General features: G+C 64.6%; 20 protein-coding genes. 12 read left to right on the forward strand and 8 right to left on the reverse strand.

From position 1 onward, the window contains the following. The first annotated feature begins 36 nt into the window (after positions 1-36). Positions 37-531: a GNAT family N-acetyltransferase gene (locus AC0SZ7_RS11990; RefSeq protein WP_475504589.1), complete on the forward strand. Its 495-nt coding sequence runs from the start codon at positions 37-39 to the stop codon at positions 529-531. 110 nt (positions 532-641) lie between these two features. Continuing rightward, positions 642-2,297 (forward strand): phosphoethanolamine transferase, encoded by a 1,656-nt coding sequence (locus tag AC0SZ7_RS11995; protein WP_475504590.1) that lies wholly within the window; start codon positions 642-644, stop codon positions 2,295-2,297. A gap of 13 nt (positions 2,298-2,310) precedes the next feature. On the opposite strand, the gene AC0SZ7_RS12000 is transcribed toward AC0SZ7_RS11995, so the two are convergent. Continuing rightward, positions 2,311-2,796 (reverse strand): GyrI-like domain-containing protein, encoded by a 486-nt coding sequence (locus AC0SZ7_RS12000; protein ID WP_475504591.1) that lies wholly within the window; start codon positions 2,794-2,796, stop codon positions 2,311-2,313. Between the two features lie 184 nt (positions 2,797-2,980). On the opposite strand from AC0SZ7_RS12000, the gene AC0SZ7_RS12005 reads away from it, so the two are divergent. Further along, complete coding sequence (locus AC0SZ7_RS12005; RefSeq protein ID WP_475504592.1) at positions 2,981-3,772, forward strand: helix-turn-helix domain-containing protein; 792 nt, start codon at positions 2,981-2,983, stop codon at positions 3,770-3,772. Between the two features lie 207 nt (positions 3,773-3,979). Here AC0SZ7_RS12005 and AC0SZ7_RS12010 read toward each other — a convergent pair whose 3' ends face one another. Further along, the gene (locus AC0SZ7_RS12010; RefSeq protein ID WP_475504593.1) at positions 3,980-4,627 is read right to left on the reverse strand and encodes a LysE family translocator; all 648 of its coding nucleotides are present in this window, start codon (positions 4,625-4,627) and stop codon (positions 3,980-3,982) included. A 249-nt stretch (positions 4,628-4,876) separates the two neighbouring features. Here AC0SZ7_RS12010 and AC0SZ7_RS12015 point away from each other — a divergent pair, with 249 nt between their 5' ends. Next, positions 4,877-5,944, forward strand: coding sequence for an NAD(P)H-dependent flavin oxidoreductase (locus AC0SZ7_RS12015; protein WP_475504628.1), 1,068 nt, complete (start codon positions 4,877-4,879; stop codon positions 5,942-5,944). Positions 5,945-5,971: 27 nt separating this feature from the next. Then, positions 5,972-7,159 (forward strand): trans-sulfuration enzyme family protein, encoded by a 1,188-nt coding sequence (locus AC0SZ7_RS12020; RefSeq protein ID WP_475504594.1) that lies wholly within the window; start codon positions 5,972-5,974, stop codon positions 7,157-7,159. Between the two features lie 71 nt (positions 7,160-7,230). Here AC0SZ7_RS12020 and AC0SZ7_RS12025 read toward each other — a convergent pair whose 3' ends face one another. The 3 genes from AC0SZ7_RS12025 to AC0SZ7_RS12035 form a co-directional block, all read right to left on the reverse strand. Further along, a complete protein-coding gene (locus tag AC0SZ7_RS12025; protein WP_475504595.1) occupies positions 7,231-7,857 on the reverse strand; it encodes a DUF998 domain-containing protein in 627 nt (208 codons plus the stop codon). 106 nt (positions 7,858-7,963) lie between these two features. Next, positions 7,964-8,215, reverse strand: coding sequence for a DUF2790 domain-containing protein (locus AC0SZ7_RS12030; protein WP_475504596.1), 252 nt, complete (start codon positions 8,213-8,215; stop codon positions 7,964-7,966). Between the two features lie 214 nt (positions 8,216-8,429). Continuing rightward, positions 8,430-9,182: an IclR family transcriptional regulator gene (locus AC0SZ7_RS12035; RefSeq protein WP_475504597.1), complete on the reverse strand. Its 753-nt coding sequence runs from the start codon at positions 9,180-9,182 to the stop codon at positions 8,430-8,432. A gap of 83 nt (positions 9,183-9,265) precedes the next feature. Between AC0SZ7_RS12035 and AC0SZ7_RS12040 the strand changes: the two genes are divergently transcribed. The 5 genes from AC0SZ7_RS12040 to AC0SZ7_RS12060 all read left to right on the forward strand — a co-directional run bounded on the left by AC0SZ7_RS12040 (position 9,266) and on the right by AC0SZ7_RS12060 (position 14,544). Further along, positions 9,266-10,786: an MFS transporter gene (locus tag AC0SZ7_RS12040; RefSeq protein WP_475504598.1), complete on the forward strand. Its 1,521-nt coding sequence runs from the start codon at positions 9,266-9,268 to the stop codon at positions 10,784-10,786. Then, positions 10,777-11,814 (forward strand): HlyD family secretion protein, encoded by a 1,038-nt coding sequence (locus AC0SZ7_RS12045; protein ID WP_475504629.1) that lies wholly within the window; start codon positions 10,777-10,779, stop codon positions 11,812-11,814. Before AC0SZ7_RS12040 ends, AC0SZ7_RS12045 begins: the two co-directional genes overlap by 10 nt. Before the next feature lies 1 nt (position 11,815). Further along, positions 11,816-13,213: an efflux transporter outer membrane subunit gene (locus AC0SZ7_RS12050; protein WP_475504599.1), complete on the forward strand. Its 1,398-nt coding sequence runs from the start codon at positions 11,816-11,818 to the stop codon at positions 13,211-13,213. Next, entirely contained in the window at positions 13,210-13,632 is a 423-nt protein-coding gene (locus AC0SZ7_RS12055; protein WP_475504600.1) for a GNAT family N-acetyltransferase, read from the forward strand. Before AC0SZ7_RS12050 ends, AC0SZ7_RS12055 begins: the two co-directional genes overlap by 4 nt. A gap of 87 nt (positions 13,633-13,719) precedes the next feature. Continuing rightward, positions 13,720-14,544: a class I SAM-dependent methyltransferase gene (locus AC0SZ7_RS12060; protein ID WP_475504601.1), complete on the forward strand. Its 825-nt coding sequence runs from the start codon at positions 13,720-13,722 to the stop codon at positions 14,542-14,544. A 138-nt stretch (positions 14,545-14,682) separates the two neighbouring features. Here the strand turns inward: AC0SZ7_RS12060 and def are convergent, their stop codons facing one another. The 3 genes from def to AC0SZ7_RS12075 all read right to left on the reverse strand — a co-directional run bounded on the left by def (position 14,683) and on the right by AC0SZ7_RS12075 (position 16,567). After that, positions 14,683-15,222: a peptide deformylase gene (gene def, locus AC0SZ7_RS12065; protein WP_475504602.1), complete on the reverse strand. Its 540-nt coding sequence runs from the start codon at positions 15,220-15,222 to the stop codon at positions 14,683-14,685. 19 nt (positions 15,223-15,241) lie between these two features. Further along, positions 15,242-16,195 (reverse strand): YihY/virulence factor BrkB family protein, encoded by a 954-nt coding sequence (locus AC0SZ7_RS12070; RefSeq protein ID WP_475504603.1) that lies wholly within the window; start codon positions 16,193-16,195, stop codon positions 15,242-15,244. A gap of 192 nt (positions 16,196-16,387) precedes the next feature. Beyond that, on the reverse strand, positions 16,388-16,567 hold the full coding sequence (locus AC0SZ7_RS12075; RefSeq protein ID WP_416426490.1) for a CsbD family protein: 180 nt from the start codon (positions 16,565-16,567) through the stop codon (positions 16,388-16,390). 252 nt (positions 16,568-16,819) lie between these two features. On the opposite strand from AC0SZ7_RS12075, the gene AC0SZ7_RS12080 reads away from it, so the two are divergent. Continuing rightward, complete coding sequence (locus AC0SZ7_RS12080; protein ID WP_475504604.1) at positions 16,820-18,301, forward strand: right-handed parallel beta-helix repeat-containing protein; 1,482 nt, start codon at positions 16,820-16,822, stop codon at positions 18,299-18,301. Positions 18,302-18,430: 129 nt separating this feature from the next. Then, the gene (locus AC0SZ7_RS12085; RefSeq protein WP_475504605.1) at positions 18,431-18,811 is read left to right on the forward strand and encodes a hypothetical protein; all 381 of its coding nucleotides are present in this window, start codon (positions 18,431-18,433) and stop codon (positions 18,809-18,811) included. Positions 18,812-18,901 lie beyond the last annotated feature (90 nt).

The raw sequence follows: 18,901 nt of genomic DNA on the forward strand, positions 1-18,901 counted from the left end.
CTCACGCGGCCGCGGCCGTTCAACCGGACCTATACCGTGCACACACATCTGGTTTGCCATGCCCAGCTCACCGAGCAGCAGCAGGCGCAGTTGCTGGATATCCAGGTGCTGGCCAGCCAGCGGCCGTTCTGTGGCGACATCGACAGCGCGCTCTACACCCTGCTGCACCGGCCCAGCCCCAGCGTGCGCGGCTTTGCGCTGCTGGCCCAGGGGCAGCCGGTGGCGTTCCTGCTGCTCAAGCGCGCGCCCTTCCTGGCGGCGTGGGCTGCTGAAGATGCCGCTACCCTGCACGCCTTGCAGGTGGACCATCGCGTGCAAGGCCGCGGCCTGGGCACCGCCTGCCTGGCGGCATTGCCGGCGGTGGCGCTGGGCGCCTGGCCCGGGGTGCGGCAATTGATGTTGTCGGTGGACACCGACAACGTTGCAGCCCTGGCGCTGTACGCGCGCCTGGGCTGGGTGGACTCGGGTAACGGTTACCGCGGGCGCAACGGTTATGAACGGCGGTTGAGCCTGGCGCTGCCCAGCACCTGAACTATGTTACAAGTTCACGCTTTTTTGACGGCGCACAGGCTAAATTTTTTTGCCCCCGCAGGGGCACACGATTTGTAACAGCACAAATAAGAAGGCGAGGAGCAGTGAAGATGGTGGCAAGTCAGGGCAGACGGTTTCAGATCAGTTCAACACGGCTGGTATTGTTGTTTTCATTGGCCATGGTGCTGTTCTACAACCTGGCGACCTGGGAGGCGCTGGGCAACCTGATCACCCTGGAAGGCCCCAAGCGCGTGGGCTTCTACCTTTCCTTCGGGCTGTTCCTGTGGGCGACGTTCACCCTGCTGCTGACCCTGGTGTCGTTCCGGCCGCTGCTCAAGCCGGTGATCACCATCGTCGCGCTGGCGTCGGCGGCCGCGGCCTACTTCATGAACGACTACGGTATCGCCATCGACACCGTGATGATCCAGAACGTCATCGAGACCAACCCGGCAGAAGCCAAGGCGCTGCTTAGCCCGAAAATGTTCGGTTACCTGCTGGTGCTGGGCGTTATCCCCTCGGTGCTGGTGTGGTGGCTGCCGGTGCAATACCGGCGCTTCTTCCCCGGCCTGCTGAACAAGGTGCTGGTGGCGGTGGCCTGCCTGCTGGTGGTGGCGGTGTCGGTGGGGGCGTTCTACTCCACCTACGGGCCTATTTTCCGCCAGCCCGACAAGCTCACCCACTTCATCAACCCCAGCAACTACATCTATGCCGTGACCAAGCTGGCGAAGTCGCGTTACTCGGTCAAAGAGAACGTGGTGGTGCAGCAGGTGGGGACCGATGCGGTGATGAGCGCGGCCGCCAAGGCCCAGCCGAAAAAGAACCTGATGATTTTCGTGGTCGGTGAAACCGCCCGCGCCGACCATTTCTCGCTCAACGGCTACGAGCGCGAAACCAACCCGGAACTCAAGAAGCAGGACATTCTCAACTTCACCCGCGTGCATTCCTGCGGCACCTCCACCGCCGTGTCGGTGCCGTGCATGTTCTCGATGTTCCCGCGCAGTGACTACAGCGACAAGAAGGGCAAGACCTACGAGGGCCTGCTGGACATATTGCAGCGTGCCGGCGTGCAGACCGTGTGGCTGGACAACAACAGCGACTGCAAGGGCACCTGCCTGCGCATTCCCAACCACGACATTCCCAAGGACCAGAAGAGCCCCTTCTGCGACGGCACCAACTGCCTGGACGAGTCGCTGCTGGTGGGCCTGCAGGACTACATCGACGGCCTGAAGGACAACGCCATCATCGTGCTGCACGCCGACGGCAGCCACGGCCCGGAATACTACGACCGTTATCCGAAGGACAAGGAGGCGTTCCAGCCGGTATGCCGCACCAACCAGTTGGGCAGTTGCACCCACGATGAGCTGATCAACGTGTACGACAACACCATCCTCTACACCGACTTCTTCCTGTCCAAGGTGATCGACCTGCTGAAGCAGAACCAGGACAAGTACGACACCTCGATGATCTACGTGTCGGACCACGGCGAATCGCTGGGCGAAAACGGCATGTACCTGCACGCCGCGCCCTACAGCATCGCCCCGGAAACCCAGGTTCACGTGCCCATGGTGATGTGGTTCGGCAAGGACACCCTGGCCCAGGAAGGCATCGACCGCGGCTGCCTGAAGGCCAAGCAGGACGAAGGCGACCTCAGCCACGACAACATCTTCCACTCGGTGCTGGGCATGTTCCAGATTCAGACGGGTGTGTACCAGTCGGGCCTGGACATGTTCCACGACTGCCGCCGCGCGCTCACTGCCGGCCAGTGAGCGCCGCTGCCGGTCAGTCCTTGATCGGCAGCCAGATTTCCAGCCGGCCATTCCCGGTGGCCGGCTCGTAATCATCGCTATAGCGCTCGAACTCGGGCGCATCAGCTGCTTCCAGCCCGGAATTGGGCAGCCACACCTGCCAGATGGCCTGGAAGGTCTGGCCCAGGCCGGAAATATGCCCCTGGTGTTCGAACACCGCATAGCGCTGGGGCGCCAGCTTGATCCAGCGGAAATCCTGCGGCAGTTCCTGCTCGGTCTCCACCTCCACCCCGGCGATATATTCGAAACCGCCCACCCCGTCCGGGTTGCAGCACACGCCGTAGCTCTCGTGCCCCAGTTGGCCGGGCACCTTGCCCAGGAACGGCACGAACTCGCGCCACAGCGCTTCGATGCCGCTGGTGGTGTCCTGGGTGAAGCGGTCGGACAGGCCGGCGATGATCATCGCCCGGCCCTGCTCGTAGCGCACCGGCTCAATGCCGGTGGGTTCAATGCCTGTCATGAATACCTCGCATCCTGAGTGTGCAATCACTGTAGCAGTGGCCGCCTGTGGGAGCTGGCTTGCCAGCGAGCTTTTGAAGCCCCATCAGTTCGCCGGCGCGCGAAGCGCCGTGCCGGTTCCCCCGCTTGCAGGGCAAATTCCCCTGCGTTAACGTTCAGACCTCCTGCACCCCGGAAAAGTCGGCATGAACCTGATTACCGAAGACTGGCATGCCGGCGCCGTGGTCGAAGCCTGCTGGGTTCGCGCCGAAGCCGCCAGCTTCCCCCGCCACACCCACGACGAATACGTGCTGGGCACCAACCTCACCGGCATCGAGCATATCTGGCTGGACGGCCACGCCCTGGAAGCCCCGGCCGGCGCCATCACCCTGTACAACCCGCAGGCCATGCAGGCGTCGCAGTTCAGCCCACAGGGCGTCGAATACATAAGCCTGCACCTGGCGCCCCAGGCGGTGGAACAGGTGGTGCGCGACAACAACCTGGCCGGCAGCACGTTCGAACAGGGCGTGTTTCGCCACGCCGGGCTGCAGCGCGCCATCCTCGACTTCGCCCGCACGCCCACCGCCCACCGCGCCGAGCAGGAAGAAGCCTTCATTCACCTGCTGTGCCAGTGGCTGCAGCCAGGGCCCGGCAAGGCCGGGGAACAGCACGCCAGCGTGCTGCGCAGCCTTGAGTACCTGCGTGACAACCTTGGGGAAAAAGTGGACCTGGAAGTGCTGGCCAGCGTGGCGGGCCTGAGCAAATACCACTTCGTGCGCTGCTTCAAGAAACAGACGGGCCTGGGGCCGCTGCAATACCAGATGCAACTGCGCCTGCTGGAAGCGCGCAAACGCCTGCGCCGCCAGCAGCATTCACTGCAGATAGTGGGCGAGCTGGGGTTTTACGACCAGAGCCACTTCATCAATGCGTTTCGCAAGGTGATGGGCGTGACGCCGCAGGCCTATGCGCAGGCCTTCAAGACAAACGCCCGCGGGTAGGCGGGCGTCTGTCGTACCTGGCCAGGGCGTCAGTGGCCAAAAACGTTAGACTTTTTCGCGCGTTTTTCAGCGCGTTTCTCTTCAGCGGTACGGGTTGGTTTTTTCTTCGCCGCTTTTTTCGAATCCATGCCTTTCATGCTGCGCACTCCCCTGTTGGGTGGATGGTTCTAATAGGTATAACACCTGCGCCAGCGGCGTGCGGACTATTTAAACCGCCGCCTGGCCGAGGATGAATTCCTCGTAGCCGGAGCCGATCACATAGGCTGCGAACCAGGCGAAAATACCCGCCGACGCCAGGTAGGAATAGCGCAGCAACCTGTCCCCCAACAACTTGCCGCCCTGGCTGGCTGCTGTGCAGATCGCCACGCACCAGAGCACGCCGGCGCAGAAGAACCCGGCCAGGAACTGCCCGGCGCTGAGCAGGCCACCGCCCCCCGAACGGGAAATCAGCGTGCCGCCCACCGCCGCGAACCACAGGATGGCGCTGGGCGAGGACATGGCCAGGAAGATGCCCCGGGCAAATTCCTTCAGCCCCGAGCGGGCGGTGGCTACGCCGTCTGCCTGCAGGGCGCTGTTGTGGCGCCAGGCGCTGAGCAGCATCTTCACCGCGAAATACACCAGCAATAACGAACCGCCCACCCACAGCGCCCAGCGCACCCAGCTGTAATGCAGCAACACGGTCATGCCCAGCAGCGCCAGGATCGCGTAGGCCAGGTCGCCGAAACAGGTGCCCAGGCCCAGCCAGAAGCCTTGCAGGTAACCGCGTTGCATGGCCAGGGTGATCATGGCGATATTGGCCACGCCAATGTCCAGGCACAGGGAGAGGCTCAAGAGGAAACCGCTGGAGAACTGCATGTAACGTGTCCGCAAGGCAGGTGAAAGAAGCTGTCATTGAGCCAGAAGCCCGTGCCCTGGTATTGGACGAAATTGCGCTGTGGGAGCTGGCTTGCCAGCGAGCGGTTGGGGCCCGAAAAACTCGCTGGCAAGCCAGCTCCCACGGCGGAAATTTCCCGGGTTCATGTCCGTTGGTGGCGCGAGCGGGGTTATTAAAAACCGCGCGGCTTCTAGGATGCTGCCATGCACACACCACTGGAGGGCCGCATCATGACTGACGCACGCACGCTGCTGGGTATTCGCACCCCCATCATCCAGGCGCCCATGGCCGGCACGGCCACGCCCCAGTTGGCCGCGCAGGTCAGCAATGCCGGGGGCCTTGGCTCCATTTCGATTGCCGCAGTGGACGCCGAGGCAGGGCGAAGCATGATTCGCCAGTTGCGCGAACTGACCGAGCAACCCTTCAACATCAACGTATTCTGCAATCGGCCGTCGACGCCGAACAGCAAGGTGGAAGGCGCCTGGCTTGAGCATCTGCAGCCCTTCTTCGCCGAATTCGGCGCCCAGGCGCCTGCCTCGCTGCACGACATCTACAGCAGCCTGTACAACGACGAAGCGCAATTGCAGGTGCTACTGGAAGAACGCCCGCCCGTTGTCAGCCTGCACCTGGGCCTGCCGCCGCAACCGCGCATCGATGCGCTGAAGCAGGCCGGCATCGTGCTGCTGGCCAGCGCCACGTCACTGGAAGAAGCGTTGCGGGTGCAAGCCGCCGGCATTGACGCGGTGGTGGCGCAGGGCGCCGAGGCCGGCGGCCATCGCGGTATTTTCGACGAGCATGGGCCGGATGAGCAGTTGGGCACCCGCGAGCTGGTGCGGCTGTTCCGCGAACACCTGAACATTCCCATCATCGCCGCCGGCGGCCTGATGGACGGCGCCGACATAGCCGAGGTGCTGGCACTGGGCGCAGTGGCCGCGCAATTGGGCACGGCGTTCGTGCTGTGCCCCGAGTCTGCCGCCAACCCCGCTTACCGGCAGATGCTGGGCAGCGCACGCGCCGGGCGCACAGCGTTTACCCAGGTGATTTCCGGGCGGCCGGCGCGGGGCATCGTCAACCGTTTCATGCTTGAGGTGGGCGCGCCCGGGCACCCGCCTGTGCCCGGTTTCGGCATTGCCTACAACGCCGGCAAGAAGCTGATAGAAGCTGCTGCCAAGGCCGGCTCGGCGGAGTTTGCCGCACACTGGGCCGGCACCGGGGCGGCCAAGGCGCGCAGCCTGCCCGCATCCGAATTGCTGGCAGTGCTTACGGACGAATACCACGCGGCACGGTCTACTCTCTGACAGGACAACGTCTTGAAGGAGCCAGACATGGCCAAGGACACCGCGCGCACTCTGGGGATCCGCACCCTCGCCGTCCACGCCGGGCAAACGCCCGACCCAAGCACCGGCGCCGTCGCCACGCCGATCAGCACCGCCTCGGCCTATACCTATGGCGACTTCGACACCGGGGAACAACGCTTCAGCGGCGAGAGCCCGGGTTACATTTACAGCCGTTTCGCCAACCCCACCGTGGCAGCGTTCGAAGGTAAAATGGCCGCCCTGGAAGCCGGCGACAGCGCGGCGGCCTTTGCCAGCGGCATGGCCGCCATTTGCTCCACGGTGCTGGCCCTGGTGTCCAGCGGCGACGAGCTGATTCACGTCGGCACCCTGTACGGCGGCACCGAAGGCGTGATGCGCAACCTGCTGCCACGCTTCGGCGTGCGCTCGTTGCACGTGGCCACGGTAGACCAACTGGAAGCGGCGATCACCCCGAAGACCCGGTTGATATTCGCCGAAACCCCGGACAACCCCATGCTGGGCATCGTCGACCTGGCGCAGACCGCGCGCATCGCCCGTGCCCACGGCATCGTCACGGTGGCCGACAACACCTTCGCCACCCCCTGCCTGACCCGGCCATTGAGCCTGGGCATCGACGTGGTGGTGCACTCGGCGACCAAATTCATCGGCGGCCATGGCGACGCCACCGGCGGTGTGGTGGTAGCCAGCCGGGCGCTGGTGGACAAGATTCGCGGCGTGGGCCTGAAGCAGTTCGGCGGTTGCCTGAGCCCCTTCGAGGCCTCATTGCTGATTCGTGGCCTGAAAACCCTGCCGCTGCGGGTGGACGCCGCTTGCGCCAGTGCCGAACGCATCGCCCGGCTGCTGGACGAGCACCCGGCGGTGACCACGGTGTTCTACCCAGGCCTGGAAAGCCACCCGGGGCACGCCGTGGCGCGGCGGCAAATGAGCCGTTTCGGCGCGCTGATGGCGTTCGAACTGAAGGGCGGCAAGGCCGCCGCTCGCACCTTCCTCGACAGCCTGGCCCTGGTGACCCAGGCGGTTTCGCTGGGCGATACCGATTCGCTGGCCTGCCACCCCGCCTCCACCACGCACAGCGCAGTGGCCGAAGACATTCGGCGGCAATATGGAGTGACAGAGGGATTGGTGCGTTTGAGCGTGGGAATCGAGGACGTCGAAGACCTGGAACGCGACATAACCCAGGCGCTGAAAAACCTGTAGCAGCTGCCGCAGGCCGCGTCCCGCAACACCTCGGTGCCTAGGGGACGCGGCCTGCGGCCGCTGCTACGGGATCATGCTTTGCGGCGCAGCAGGATGATCGCGAAGATGGCCGTCCAGATGGCCGACACGAAGGTATTCACCCGCTCATACAAGCCATGGCCCACGAGGTTCTTCGCCGAAATGGCCACCATCGGCAATGTCACCAGCGCCGCCAGGGTGAACACCATGGAGAAGAACGCCAGGCCGCGGAAACCTTCCAGGCGCAGGCCCAGCCAGGCCCAGATGGCGCTGGCGCCGATCAGGCTCCAGGCCATGACCAGCCCGGCAATATGGTGAACTTGCTGGGCAGCCGACGGATCATCAAGGCTGCAACCGGCATCACAGGCGAAGTCGCCCGTCACGAAACTGGCCAGGCCATGCAGCACAATCAGCAGCCCACTGACACGGCCCAGTGCCGATTGCGGAAATGTCTTGTAAACACCTACCCCGAACAAAATGAATAACAGCCCAAGCGGAAAGTTATTAATGATCGGTGCAATGAAGTGCGTCGGTGCATCCACCGCGCCCAATACACTCATGGACTGTTCAAACTGGCTGTAGTCCGGGTACAGGCTACCCAGAATCAGCAGTGCAACTGCCAACCAGAATGGCGTGGCCAGACCGGCCACATACAGCGGTTTCAAGGGAAGGGATTTCAAGCGAACACTCCGCGGGCAATAATTGGCGTGGACCTTACTACACTGGGCACGGCCACGTCACGGCCCGCCGCCCCCGCACACTGCGCGAGGGCCTGGCCGCACGGCATCAGTTGTCCTGGCAACCGTTGCCCATCACCCGGTATTCGATGGTGTGGCGTTCGCCCTGGTGGTCCAGGTAAGTCATCTTCGCCGGCACCACTTCGCACACATCGGGGATCGAGGTCATGCTCACCACCTTGGCAATATCAAGGTGAGTACCGTAGGTATATTCCTGCACGTTGTTATTGCCAGCGGGCAGAGTGGCAGCGCCGGCAACAGTCGAGAACGCGACCAGTGCGGCAATCAAAAGAGTTTTCATGGTAATGGGGCCTTTAAAGCAATCACGCTGATTGACTTCATTTGCCGGGTTGGGGCTGGAAGAAGTTGTTACACAATGTTTGGAACTATTTGCGTAACACGAAGTACCTGTCACCGCTGTTTCATGTTTCAGCGGGGACATATATAGAATACAACTTCCCCAGCATGAATAAAGCGCACGTGACGACAAGCACTGTTGTCAAAGTTGCAATAATTCAGCCCTTGCTGTGCAGTGCATTGCTCAGCTCATCACGGATGCGCCCCAACTCCTCACGAATGCGCAGCTGGTGCTGTTCGATGCGCCAGGCCGGCCCCACCACGGTCATGGCGTAGTTGCCCTGGGGGGTGTCCAGCAACGTGGCAATACCGCCCACTCCCTGTACATGCTCCTGGCGGTCATAAGCAAAACCCTCGGCGCGAATCTGCGGCAGTTGCGCCAGCAGCTGTTCAAGGTCGAGGGTGGCCGGCGTCAGTTGCTCCATCTGCCCTTCCAGCAACTCGCGCACGGCCTCATCGGTCTTGCGCGCCAGCAATACCTTGCCGCCTGACGACGCATGTATGCGCAGGAAGTTGCCGGTGCCGGGCGATACCCGCAGTTCGCTGGCCGAGACCACCGAATGCAGCAGCAACAGGTCGGCGCCGCTGGCGTGCAGCAGCACCGAGGTTTCGCCGGTCAGCCGCGACAGGTCCTCCATGAATGGCCGCGCCAGTTGCGAGATATCGACGTGGCTGTGGGTAGCCAGGCGCATCAGCGCCGGCCCCAGGCACACGCCGCCGGCACCCCGCACTTCCAGCAACTGCTCCAGCGCCAGGGCGTCGACCAGGCGCTGCACGGTGGAACGCGGCAGCTCGATGCGCTTGGCGATGGCGCCCAGGCTCAGGCCTGCGGGTTCGTTTTCCAGGCAGCGCAGGATAGCGGCGGCGCGGGAGATCACCTGAATGCCGTTGCGGTCGTTGTCGGTCGTCATCACTGGATTGCCTCATGTATCGCTGATCAGTACACTGTACCAATTATCGCACTCTTACTCGCTCGCGTCTCGGGAATTCTTTCGTGTCGGCACCTGCACCTCCACCCGCCCCCACGCCGTTCGGCTGGCGCCTGGCAATCGGCCTGATCGGCGTGCTGATCGCGGCCCTGACCTCGGGCATCAACGACCGCGCCACCGACATTGCCCTGGCCGATGTGCTGGGGGTGTTCGGCCTGGGCCATGACGAAGGCAGCTGGATCAGCTCGGCCTACAGCGCCGCCGAAGTCTCCGCCATGCTGATTGCGCCGTGGCTGGCGGTGACCTTTTCGCTGCGCCGCTTCGCCATTGTCGTCACCCTGCTGTTCAGCCTGTGCGGGGCACTGTGCCCGCTGGCGCCGAACCTGGAAAGCCTGCTGACCCTGCGCGTGCTGCAAGGCATGGCCGGCGGCTGCCTGCCACCGCTGCTGATGACCGTGGCCCTGCGCTTCCTGCCCTGGCACATCAAGTTGTACGGGCTGTCCGCCTACGCCCTGACGGCCACGTTCGGCCCCAACGTGGCCATGCCCCTGGCCTCGCTGTGGACGGAAAACTCCGACTGGCGCCTGCTGTTCTGGCAGATCATCCCCGCCGGCCTGGTGGGCTCGGCGTGCATCGCCTACGGCCTGCCCCAGGACCCGCTACGCCTGGAACGCTTCAAGCAGGTCGACTGGCGCGGCGCGCTGCTGGGTTGCGGCGGCATCAGCATGCTGGTGGTGGCGCTTACCCAGGGCGAGCGTCTGGACTGGCTGGACTCCAGCCTGGTGTGCTGGCTGCTGCTGGGCGCCGCCGTGTGCCTGCCGCTGTTCCTGCTCAACGAATGGTTTCACCCGCTGCCCCTGTTCAAGCTGCAGTTGCTGGAACGCCGCAACTTCGCCTTCGGCATCACCACCCTCACCCTGTTCATGTTCGTCAGCCTGGCCGGCAGCGCCATCCCCGCCGCCTACCTGGCCGGCGTGCACGGCTACCGGCCGCTGCAGACCATGCCGCTGGCCCTGAGCATCGCCCTGCCGCAACTGCTGCTGGCGCCATTGGTGGCCACGGTGATCAACCGCAACTGGGTGGACGCCCGCTACGTGATCGCCGCCGGCCTGGCCATTCTGACCGTGGCGTGCCTGGGCGGCGCGCTGCTGACCGGTGATTGGATTCGCGACGACTTCTACTGGCTGCAGGCGCTGCACGCCATCGGCCAACCGATGATCGTGGTGCCGCTGCTGATGCTCGCCACCGGGGTTATCCACCCCATGGAAGGGCCGTTCGCCTCGGCCATGGTCAACACCCTGCGCGCGCTGTTCTCGGTGCTGGCGGCGGTGGCCCTGGAAAACTTTGTCACCGCCCGCGAACACCTGCATTCCAACGTGCTGCTCGACCGCCTGGGCAATGTGCGCCAAGGGCTTGAACCGCTGCTGGATGAAACCGGCCTGGCCCACCGCGTGCACGCCCAGGCCCTGGTGCTCACCGCCAGCGACGCGTTCCTGGCCCTGACCGCCGTGATCGCCGTACTGCTGCTGGTATTGCTGACCCTGCCCAAACGCGCCTATCCACCGCAACCTCCGGTATCCCCATGAAACATAGAACCGCCATTTCGCTGATCACCGCCGCCATCCTGCTGTGCGGCACTTACGGGGCCTACCGACTGTTGAGCCACGGTTCGCTGGAAAGCACCGACGACGCCTACATCAACGCCGATTCGGTGCTGGTGGCGCCGCGCGTGGCCGGCCAGGTCACCCAGGTGGTCGTGGCCGACAACCAGGCCGTGCGCGCCGGGCAACTGCTGGCGCAGATCGATGACCGCGACTACCTGGCCACCCAGGCTGCCGCCACGGCCAACGTCGACGCTGCCCAGGCGCAGCTGAAGAATCTGGCCGCCGGCATTGAGCGCCAGGGCGCCGAGATCGACCAGGCCACGGCAAAAATCCGCGCCACCGCGGCCTCCCTGGCGTTCGCCCAGGCCAATGCTCAGCGCTATCGCAACCTGTCCAACGCCGGCGCCGGTACCCAGGAAGAACGCCAGAAGGCCGAGTCCGACCTGCAGGGCTGGCAGGCGGCGCGCGACCGCGACGACGCCGCCAAGGTAGCCGCGCAGAAGACCCTCGACGTGCTCAAGGCCCAGCGCGAAGTGGCGCAGGCGCAACTGGCCAAGGACCAGGCGGCGTTGCAACAGGCCAACCTGAACCTGTCCTACACGCGCATCACCGCGCCCCAGGACGGCATGGTCGGCCAGCGCTCGGTGCGCGTAGGCGCCTACGTGGCGGCGGGCAAGCCGCTGCTGGCGGTGGTGCCGTTGAAAGACGCCTACGTGGTGGCGAACTTCCGCGAAACCCAGCTGGCACACATGCACCTGCAGCAGACCGTGCGCATCCATGTCGACAGTTTCCCCGAGCGTACCTTCACCGGCCATGTGGACAGCGTGGCGCCGGCTACCGGCCTGGCGTTCTCGGCCATCGCCCCGGACAACGCCACCGGCAACTTCACCAAGGTGGTGCAGCGCATCCCGGTTAAAATCGTCTTCGACGCCGGCCAGCCAGAGCTGGAAAAACTGCGCGTCGGCATGTCGGTGGTCGCCAGCATCGACACCGCCCAGGAGCAGCATTGAGATGAAACGCCCCTTGCTTGCGCTGGCCATGGCCAGCCTCGGTGCCTGCAGCGTCGGCCCCGATTTCCATAAGCCCCAGCCACAATTGCCCGCGCACTGGCAGCAACAGGCCCAGGCCGCCGCCGCAGTCGACAGCCAGTGGTGGCAGACCCAGGGCGACCCGCAGCTGAGCTCGCTGGTGCAGCGCGCGGCCAAGGCCAACTTCGACGTGCGCGTTGCCAGCAACCGGCTTGAGCAGAGCCGCGCCATGCGCCAGGTCAGCGGCGCCCAGCAACTGCCTGGCGTGGCCCTTGGCGCCAGCTACCAGCGCGAACGCAACAGCGCCGTCAGCCTGCTCGACCCTTCCAACCTGAGCGGCAAGGCGCCGTTCGAGATGTGGAACAGCGCCGCCGACGCCAGTTGGGAAGTGGACCTGTGGGGCCATGTGCGCCGTGCAGTCGAGGCCGCCGATGCCGAAGTGGCTCTCAGCGAGGCGCAGCGCAATGGCGTGCTGCTGAGCATCAGCGCCGAAACCGCCAGCGACTACCTCAAACTGCGCGGCGTACAGACGCAATTGCAGGTCGCCCAGCAGAACCTCGACATCGCCAAGCGCAGCCGCGACCTGACCCAGACCCGCCTGGAAAACGGTGTGACCACGCACCTGGACACCGCCAACTCGGCGGCCCAGGTGGCCAGCATCGAAGCCCTGCTGCCCATGCTGCAGGCCCAACAGGACCGCCTGATCAACGCCCTCAGTTACCTGCTGGGCGAGGCCCCGGGCGCTTTGGCCGACGAGTTGAAAACACCGAAACCGCTGCCCGCTGCCGCGCCGGACGTGCCCTTGGGCCTGCCTTCGGAACTGGCCCAACGGCGCCCCGACATCCAGGCCAGCGAAGCGGCGCTGCACCGCGCCACCGCCGCCATCGGCGTGGCCAAGGCCGACTTCTACCCACGCATCAGCCTGGGCGCCAGCTTCGGTTTCCAGGCCCTGGACGGTTCCAACTTCGGCGCCTGGAACTCGCGGCAGTGGAACTACGGCCCCAGCCTGTACCTGCCGATTTTCCAGGGCGGGCGCCTGACCGGCACCCTGCAGCTGCGCGAGCACCAGCAGCAGGAAGCCGCGCTCAATTACCAGAAGACCGTGCTGGGTGCCTGGCATGAAGTGGACAACGCCCTCACCGACTACCGCGCCGAACAGCAGCACCATGCCGCGCTGGCCGAAGCCGTACGGCAGAACGACATGGCCCTGAACGTGGCCCAGGAGCGCTACCGCCAGGGCGCCATCGACTTCATCAACGTGCTCAACGTGCAGCGCATCCGCCTGCAGAACCAGAGCGAACTGGTGAACAGCAGCACCCAGGTAGCGCTCGACCGCGTGCAGTTGTACCGCGCCCTGGGCGGCGGCTGGCCGGCAACATGAGCATCGACTACGCGCCACTGGCGCCAGCGCTGTGGCCGCTGCTGAACAAGTTCTACCGCGAGCAGCGCTCGGCCATGCGCGGCGACAAGGCGGCCCAGGCCTGGGTGGCGCGCGACGGCGAGATCATTGCCGCGCTGAACCTGACGCCGGTGGCCGACGGCCATTGGCTGACCGGGCTGCTGGTGGCCGACACCTGTCGCGGCCAGGGTGTGGCGCGGCAGTTGGTGACACAGGCGGTGGCCAGCGTGGACGGGCCAGTGTGGCTGTTCTGCGACCCGGCGCTGACGGCGTTTTATCAGCGGCTGGGTTTTGCGTTGGCCAAGGATATGCCGCAGGCGCTGGCCGACCGGCTGGTGCGCTACCAGCGCAACAAGGCGTTGATCGCTCTTGTGGGAGCTGGCTTGCCAGCGGGCTGTTGACGCCCTGAAACCTCGCTGGCAAGCCAGCTCCCACAAGAGCGATGCTGCTACGCTGTGGGAATCGTCTTTTCGCCTACAGGGATCGTCATGAAACGTCCGTTGCTCGCGGCTATTGCCCTGGCGTGCGCCGCCCCCGCCTTCGCCTTGACCCTGGCGGCCGTGGCGCCGCCGTCCACCATCAGCGACAAGACCTTCGCCAGCGTGCTCAAGGGCACCTGGCGCGACCCGGCCAACAGTGCCCGCGACCGCTACCGCCACCCGCGCCAGACCCTGCAGTTCTTCGGCCTGCGCCAGGACCAGACGGTGATCGAGATAACCCCCGGCACCGGCTGGTACAGCGAGGTATTGGCGCCGCTGCTCAAGGACCGCGGCACCTACATAGCCGCGGTGCAGTCGTCCGGCAGCTTCGACACGCTCAAGCGCAAGTTCGACGCCGACAGCGCCCGTTACGGCAAGGCGCAGTTGGTGACGTTCGACCCCAAGGCGCCCAGGTTCGGCCCGGACGCTTCGGCCGACACCCTGCTGACCTTCCGCAACGTGCACAACTGGGTGATGGCCGATAACGCCAAGGCGATGTTTCAGGGCTTCTACCAGGTGCTGAAACCAGGCGGCACCCTGGGCGTGGTGGACCACCGCGGCAAGCCTGGCGAGACCGTGGACCAGATCAAGAGCAGCGGCTACCTGCCCACTGAATACGTGATCAAACTGGCCACCGACGCCGGCTTCACCCTGGTGGGGCAAAGCGAGATCAACGCCAACCACAAGGACACCAAGGACTACCCGCAAGGCGTGTGGACCCTGCCGCCGACCTACAAGCTGGGCAACAAGGACAAGGCCAGATACCAAGCCATCGGCGAGTCGGACCGCATGACCTTGCGGTTCATCAAGCCGGTGGCGGTAGCGAAGGATTAGTGGGGGGCGCCGGACGCGGCCTGGCGGCCGCTTACGGCGTTGTTGTGGGAGCTGGCTTGCCAGCGAGCTGTTGAGGCGCTAAAAACTCGCTGGCAAGCCAGCTCCCACAAAGACAGTTGCTGCTACACGGAAAATGCGTTAATCATCGGACGCCGGATCCAGCCCCGGGAACAGCACCTCGGTAAACCCGAACCGGCTGAAGTCGGTGATGCGCGAGGGGTACAGCCGGCCGATCAGGTGATCGCACTCATGCTGCACCACCCGCGCGTGGAAGCCCTCGGCCACGCGCTGGATCGGCTGCCCCTGCGGGTCGAAGCCTTCATAGCGAATGGCCGCGTAGCGGTCCACCACCCCACGCAACCCCGGCACCGACAGGCAGCCCTCCCACCCCTCTTCGGTGGCCGGGCTCAGGGGGGTAATCAGCGGGTTGATGAGGATGGTCTGCGGCACGGCCTCGGCGTCCGGATAGCGCTCGCTGCGCTCGAAGCCGAAGATCACCAGCTGCAGGTCGACGCCGATCTGCGGCGCCGCCAGCCCAACGCCGCCCACGTGTTCCATGGTCTGGAACATGTCGGCGATCAACTGGTCGAGCTCGGCGCTGCCGAACATTTCCGCCGGCACCGGCTGGGCCACGCGCAGCAGGCGTTCGTCGCCCATTTTGAGGATGTCGTGAATCATGATGCGGCCACTCTCCCGGTCAAGCCTGCTCGGGGTCCGGTTTCAGCGAGTGATCGCGGCCCAGACCCGAAACGTGCTTTTTATCACTTTGCGCTTCGTCTTCGGGAAATTCCTTGTGGCCCGGGTCCTTGCCTTCCTCGGACATGTGCTCGATCACCGCATTCATCTCGGCGCCCAGCAACAGCACCGCCGAGGAAATGTAGAAATACAGCAGCAGCACGATGATCGCCCCGATGCTGCCGTACATGGCGTTGTAGTTGGCGAACGTCTTGACGTAGAAGGCAAAGCCCAGCGAGGCGATGATCCACACCACCACCGCCAGCACCGAGCCTGGGGTAATGAAGCGAAACTTCTGCCGCACGTCCGGCATCACGTAGTAGATCAACGCCACGGCGATCATCATCAGGATGACGATGACCGGCCAGCGGGCGATGGTCCACAGCGTCACGATGAAGTCTTCCAGGCCGATCTGCCCGGCCAGCCAGCCCATCACCTGCGGCCCCAGCACCATCAGCGCGGCGGCGGCCAGCAACATGCCGGCGATGCCCACGGTGTAGAAAATCGACAGCGGGATACGCTTCCACACCGGGCGCTCCTCCACCACGTCGTAGGCGGCGTTCATGGCGCTCATCATCAAGCGCACGCCCGCAGAGGCAGTCCACAGGGCAATGACGATACCGAACGACAACAGCCCACCCTTGGACTGTTGCAACTGGTCGATCACCGGGTTCACCGAGTCCAGCGCCTGGGGCGGCAGTACCAGTTCGGCCTGCAGGCGCAGCCACGAGAAGAAGTCGGGCAGGTGCAGGAAGCCGATCAGGGCAATCAGAAAGAGGATGAAGGGAAACAGCGAAAACAGCATCTGGTAGGCCAGCGCCGACGCGTACGTGGACATTTCGTCATCGATGAATTCCTTCACCGTGCGCATCAACACTGTCTGCAGACTCAGTTCACGCAATTCCGGGAAAATCATTAGCGTCTCCTTTCGCCGCCATGGGGAGGGTTACAACGAGTGAAACGCCGGCCTGGCCAAGCACTCGGGGGCACAGGTTTTACCTCAATGTAGCGTGAAACACGAACCTGGAACGGTTACCGGCGGTGTCCAGACAGCACAGCGGCCATCCGAGGATGACCGCTGTATTGGCTCAGACCGCGCGAACACCGATTAGTGCTTGCTCAGCTTGTCCTTGGCTTCGCCAATGGTTTGCTGGACTTTGCCCTTGGCCTTGTCGGCAGCGCCTTCGGCACGCAGTTTGTCGCTGCCCACCAGTTTGCCGGCGCCTTCCTTGACGTTGCCCTTCGCTTCGTTGGCCATTCCTTTCACTTTGTCTTTAGTGCCACTCATGGTATTTCTCCTTTCAGGAAAGTACAGGTGTCTGTCTAAAGTCGACATAAGGTTGACTGAACGCTTTGCCCCAGAGTTTCAAAAATTTCTCGGTAATTATCTTTACCCGATGAAGTGCACTGGGCGAATATCGACCGCAACCACCCGCACCGTCCACACACCGCGTTCTGCATTTATTAGACTCATGCCGCGTTTTCGCCACCGAGCCGGCGAACGTGAAAAAACAACAGTGTTCTCCCGGAATCGATACTCATGCGTGTTTCTCCCGTACTGGCAGCCCTGCTGCTCGCCCTGCCCGTGGCCATCGCCCACGCGGCCGAGCCGACCGCGACCGCGGATGCGCCGCAGACCCTGGTGGTCAACAGCTACGCCGACGACGGCAAGGATGGCACCCTGCGCTGGGCCATCGAGCAGAACAACCAGAACCCCGGCCACTACCGCATCGAGATCCAGGCGGTAGGCAGCGCGCCCTTCGTGATCAAGCCCACCTCGGCCCTGCCCGACATCAAGGGCCCGGTGGTGATCGAGGGTTCGGCGTGGAAACACAGCGGCGACTTCATTGCCATCGACGGCTCGGCGTTGGTCCAGGGCGACACCGCCAAGGCCTGCCCGGGCGCGGTGGCCGGCCAGTCCGGCGCCAACGTGCGCACCCTGAGCAACCCCGGCCTGAGCGTGCGCGACACCCAGGGCGTGGACATCAGCGGCCTGGAAGTGCGCAACTTCTGTATCGGCATCCTGCTCAACCGCGCCGGCAACAACGCCGTGCATGACAACCGCATCATCGCCAACCGCGGCGGCGCCGGCATCATGCTGACCGGCGACGACGGCCAGGGCAACGCCACGGCGAACACTACGAACAACAACCGTATTCTGCGCAACCAGCTGATCGACAACGGCGACGGCCTGGAGCTGAGCCGCGGCGCGGCGTTCAACCTGCTGGCCGACAACCTGTTCCGTGCCAACAAGCTGACCCCGGAGGCGTCCCAGGGCGTGGAAATCTTCCAGGCCAGCGACAACGCCCTGACCCACAACCGCTTCGAGGGCTACTCCGACGGCGTGCAGATCAACGCCGGCGACCGCAACTACCTGGGTGGCAACGTGCTCATCGGCAACTCCATCGGCATCAGCGTTACCGGCGCCGACAACCTGCTGGACCGCAACCTGATCCACGGCAACCGCATCGGCGTTGCCCTGCGCCCTGAAGCCGTGAGCCACAACACCCGCCTGACCGCCAACCGCATCTGGGACAACAGCCAGGACGTGAAGCGTTGCCAGAGCGGCGGTTCGTGCATCCCCACCCAACGCACCGGCGCCATCGTCTTCGGCGTGCCTGGCCCGGACAACGCCAGCTTCGTGGGCAACCGCGGCGCTGGCGTCGAAGCCGGCAAGGCGGTGATCTGCGCGGCCAAGGGTGCCCCGGTGGTGGACTGCCAGCAACTGCCCAACCACAACCAGCCGGCGCCCAAACTGCGGGCCATCGCTGCCGGCCGCCTGCACGGTGAAGTCAGCGGCGAGCCCAACAGCCGCTACCGCGTGGAAGTGTTTGGCAACATCAAGCCTACCGAGACCGAAGCGGCCAACTTCCTCGGCGAGGTGTACGTGTCCACCAACGGCCGCGGCGTGGCCAACTTCAGCTTCCCGCTGGACGTGAAAGAGCCCAACCGCTCGTTCACGGCCACCGCCACAAGCCCGGATGGCGCCACTTCCGAGCTGAGCAAGGCCCTGCCCCGCTGACGTCAGAACCGCGCCCTGCCCGCTTTTGGCGGCAGGGCGTCAGGTTTGCCTTTATGTTTGCGCGGTTTACCCCGAGAATGCACCGCGTATTCAGCCACGGCGCTGACGCTTCATTTGCGTAGGACTTCTATGAAACTCGACAAACCCCTGGCCATCGCGCGCCGCAACAAAGAACTCGGCGGCGCGGTGCTTGGTGTCAACAACTGCCATTTCACCCTGCACGACGCCCGTCGCAACATCTTCTGGTTCGACATTCCGATGGGGCGCCTGGCGGTTGGCCAATATGAGTGGATTCACATGCTCATGCACACCCCGGCCACCGACCAGCTGCTGCACCTGAAGGTGCCTACCGCGTTCTTCCGCGAACGCATGGAAGGCCTGACGGTGCGCAACGCCGGCAAGCGCAAGTCGACGGTGAGCCTGGAGCTGAGCGCCGACAAGGATTCGTTCCTGAAAGACGTGCGCCCGAACGGCACCGGTGTCAGCTTCGCGCAGTTTCTGCAGGGCTGAAATCGCTGACGCGGGCGGGGGGGGGGGGGGGGGGGGGGGGGGGGGGGGTGGGGGCCCCCCCCCCCCCCCCCGGCCCCCCCCCCCCCCGCG

Source organism: Pseudomonas sp. JC1203 (assembly GCF_056175065.1).

Excerpts from the sequence above, each read along its gene's own strand:
- AC0SZ7_RS11995 (WP_475504590.1), top strand. The coding sequence starts at position 642 with ATGGTGGCAAGTCAGGGCAGACGGTTTCAGATCAGTTCAACACGGCTG.
- AC0SZ7_RS12000 (WP_475504591.1), bottom strand. The coding sequence starts at position 2,796 with ATGACAGGCATTGAACCCACCGGCATTGAGCCGGTGCGCTACGAGCAG.
- AC0SZ7_RS12005 (WP_475504592.1), top strand. The coding sequence starts at position 2,981 with ATGAACCTGATTACCGAAGACTGGCATGCCGGCGCCGTGGTCGAAGCC.
- AC0SZ7_RS12010 (WP_475504593.1), bottom strand. The coding sequence starts at position 4,627 with ATGCAGTTCTCCAGCGGTTTCCTCTTGAGCCTCTCCCTGTGCCTGGAC.
- AC0SZ7_RS12015 (WP_475504628.1), top strand. The coding sequence starts at position 4,877 with ATGACTGACGCACGCACGCTGCTGGGTATTCGCACCCCCATCATCCAG.
- AC0SZ7_RS12020 (WP_475504594.1), top strand. The coding sequence starts at position 5,972 with ATGGCCAAGGACACCGCGCGCACTCTGGGGATCCGCACCCTCGCCGTC.
- AC0SZ7_RS12030 (WP_475504596.1), bottom strand. The coding sequence starts at position 8,215 with ATGAAAACTCTTTTGATTGCCGCACTGGTCGCGTTCTCGACTGTTGCC.
- AC0SZ7_RS12035 (WP_475504597.1), bottom strand. The coding sequence starts at position 9,182 with ATGACGACCGACAACGACCGCAACGGCATTCAGGTGATCTCCCGCGCC.
- AC0SZ7_RS12050 (WP_475504599.1), top strand. The coding sequence starts at position 11,816 with ATGAAACGCCCCTTGCTTGCGCTGGCCATGGCCAGCCTCGGTGCCTGC.
- AC0SZ7_RS12055 (WP_475504600.1), top strand. The coding sequence starts at position 13,210 with ATGAGCATCGACTACGCGCCACTGGCGCCAGCGCTGTGGCCGCTGCTG.
- AC0SZ7_RS12060 (WP_475504601.1), top strand. The coding sequence starts at position 13,720 with ATGAAACGTCCGTTGCTCGCGGCTATTGCCCTGGCGTGCGCCGCCCCC.
- def (WP_475504602.1), bottom strand. The coding sequence starts at position 15,222 with ATGATTCACGACATCCTCAAAATGGGCGACGAACGCCTGCTGCGCGTG.
- AC0SZ7_RS12070 (WP_475504603.1), bottom strand. The coding sequence starts at position 16,195 with ATGATTTTCCCGGAATTGCGTGAACTGAGTCTGCAGACAGTGTTGATG.
- AC0SZ7_RS12075 (WP_416426490.1), bottom strand. The coding sequence starts at position 16,567 with ATGAGTGGCACTAAAGACAAAGTGAAAGGAATGGCCAACGAAGCGAAG.
- AC0SZ7_RS12080 (WP_475504604.1), top strand. The coding sequence starts at position 16,820 with ATGCGTGTTTCTCCCGTACTGGCAGCCCTGCTGCTCGCCCTGCCCGTG.
- AC0SZ7_RS12085 (WP_475504605.1), top strand. The coding sequence starts at position 18,431 with ATGAAACTCGACAAACCCCTGGCCATCGCGCGCCGCAACAAAGAACTC.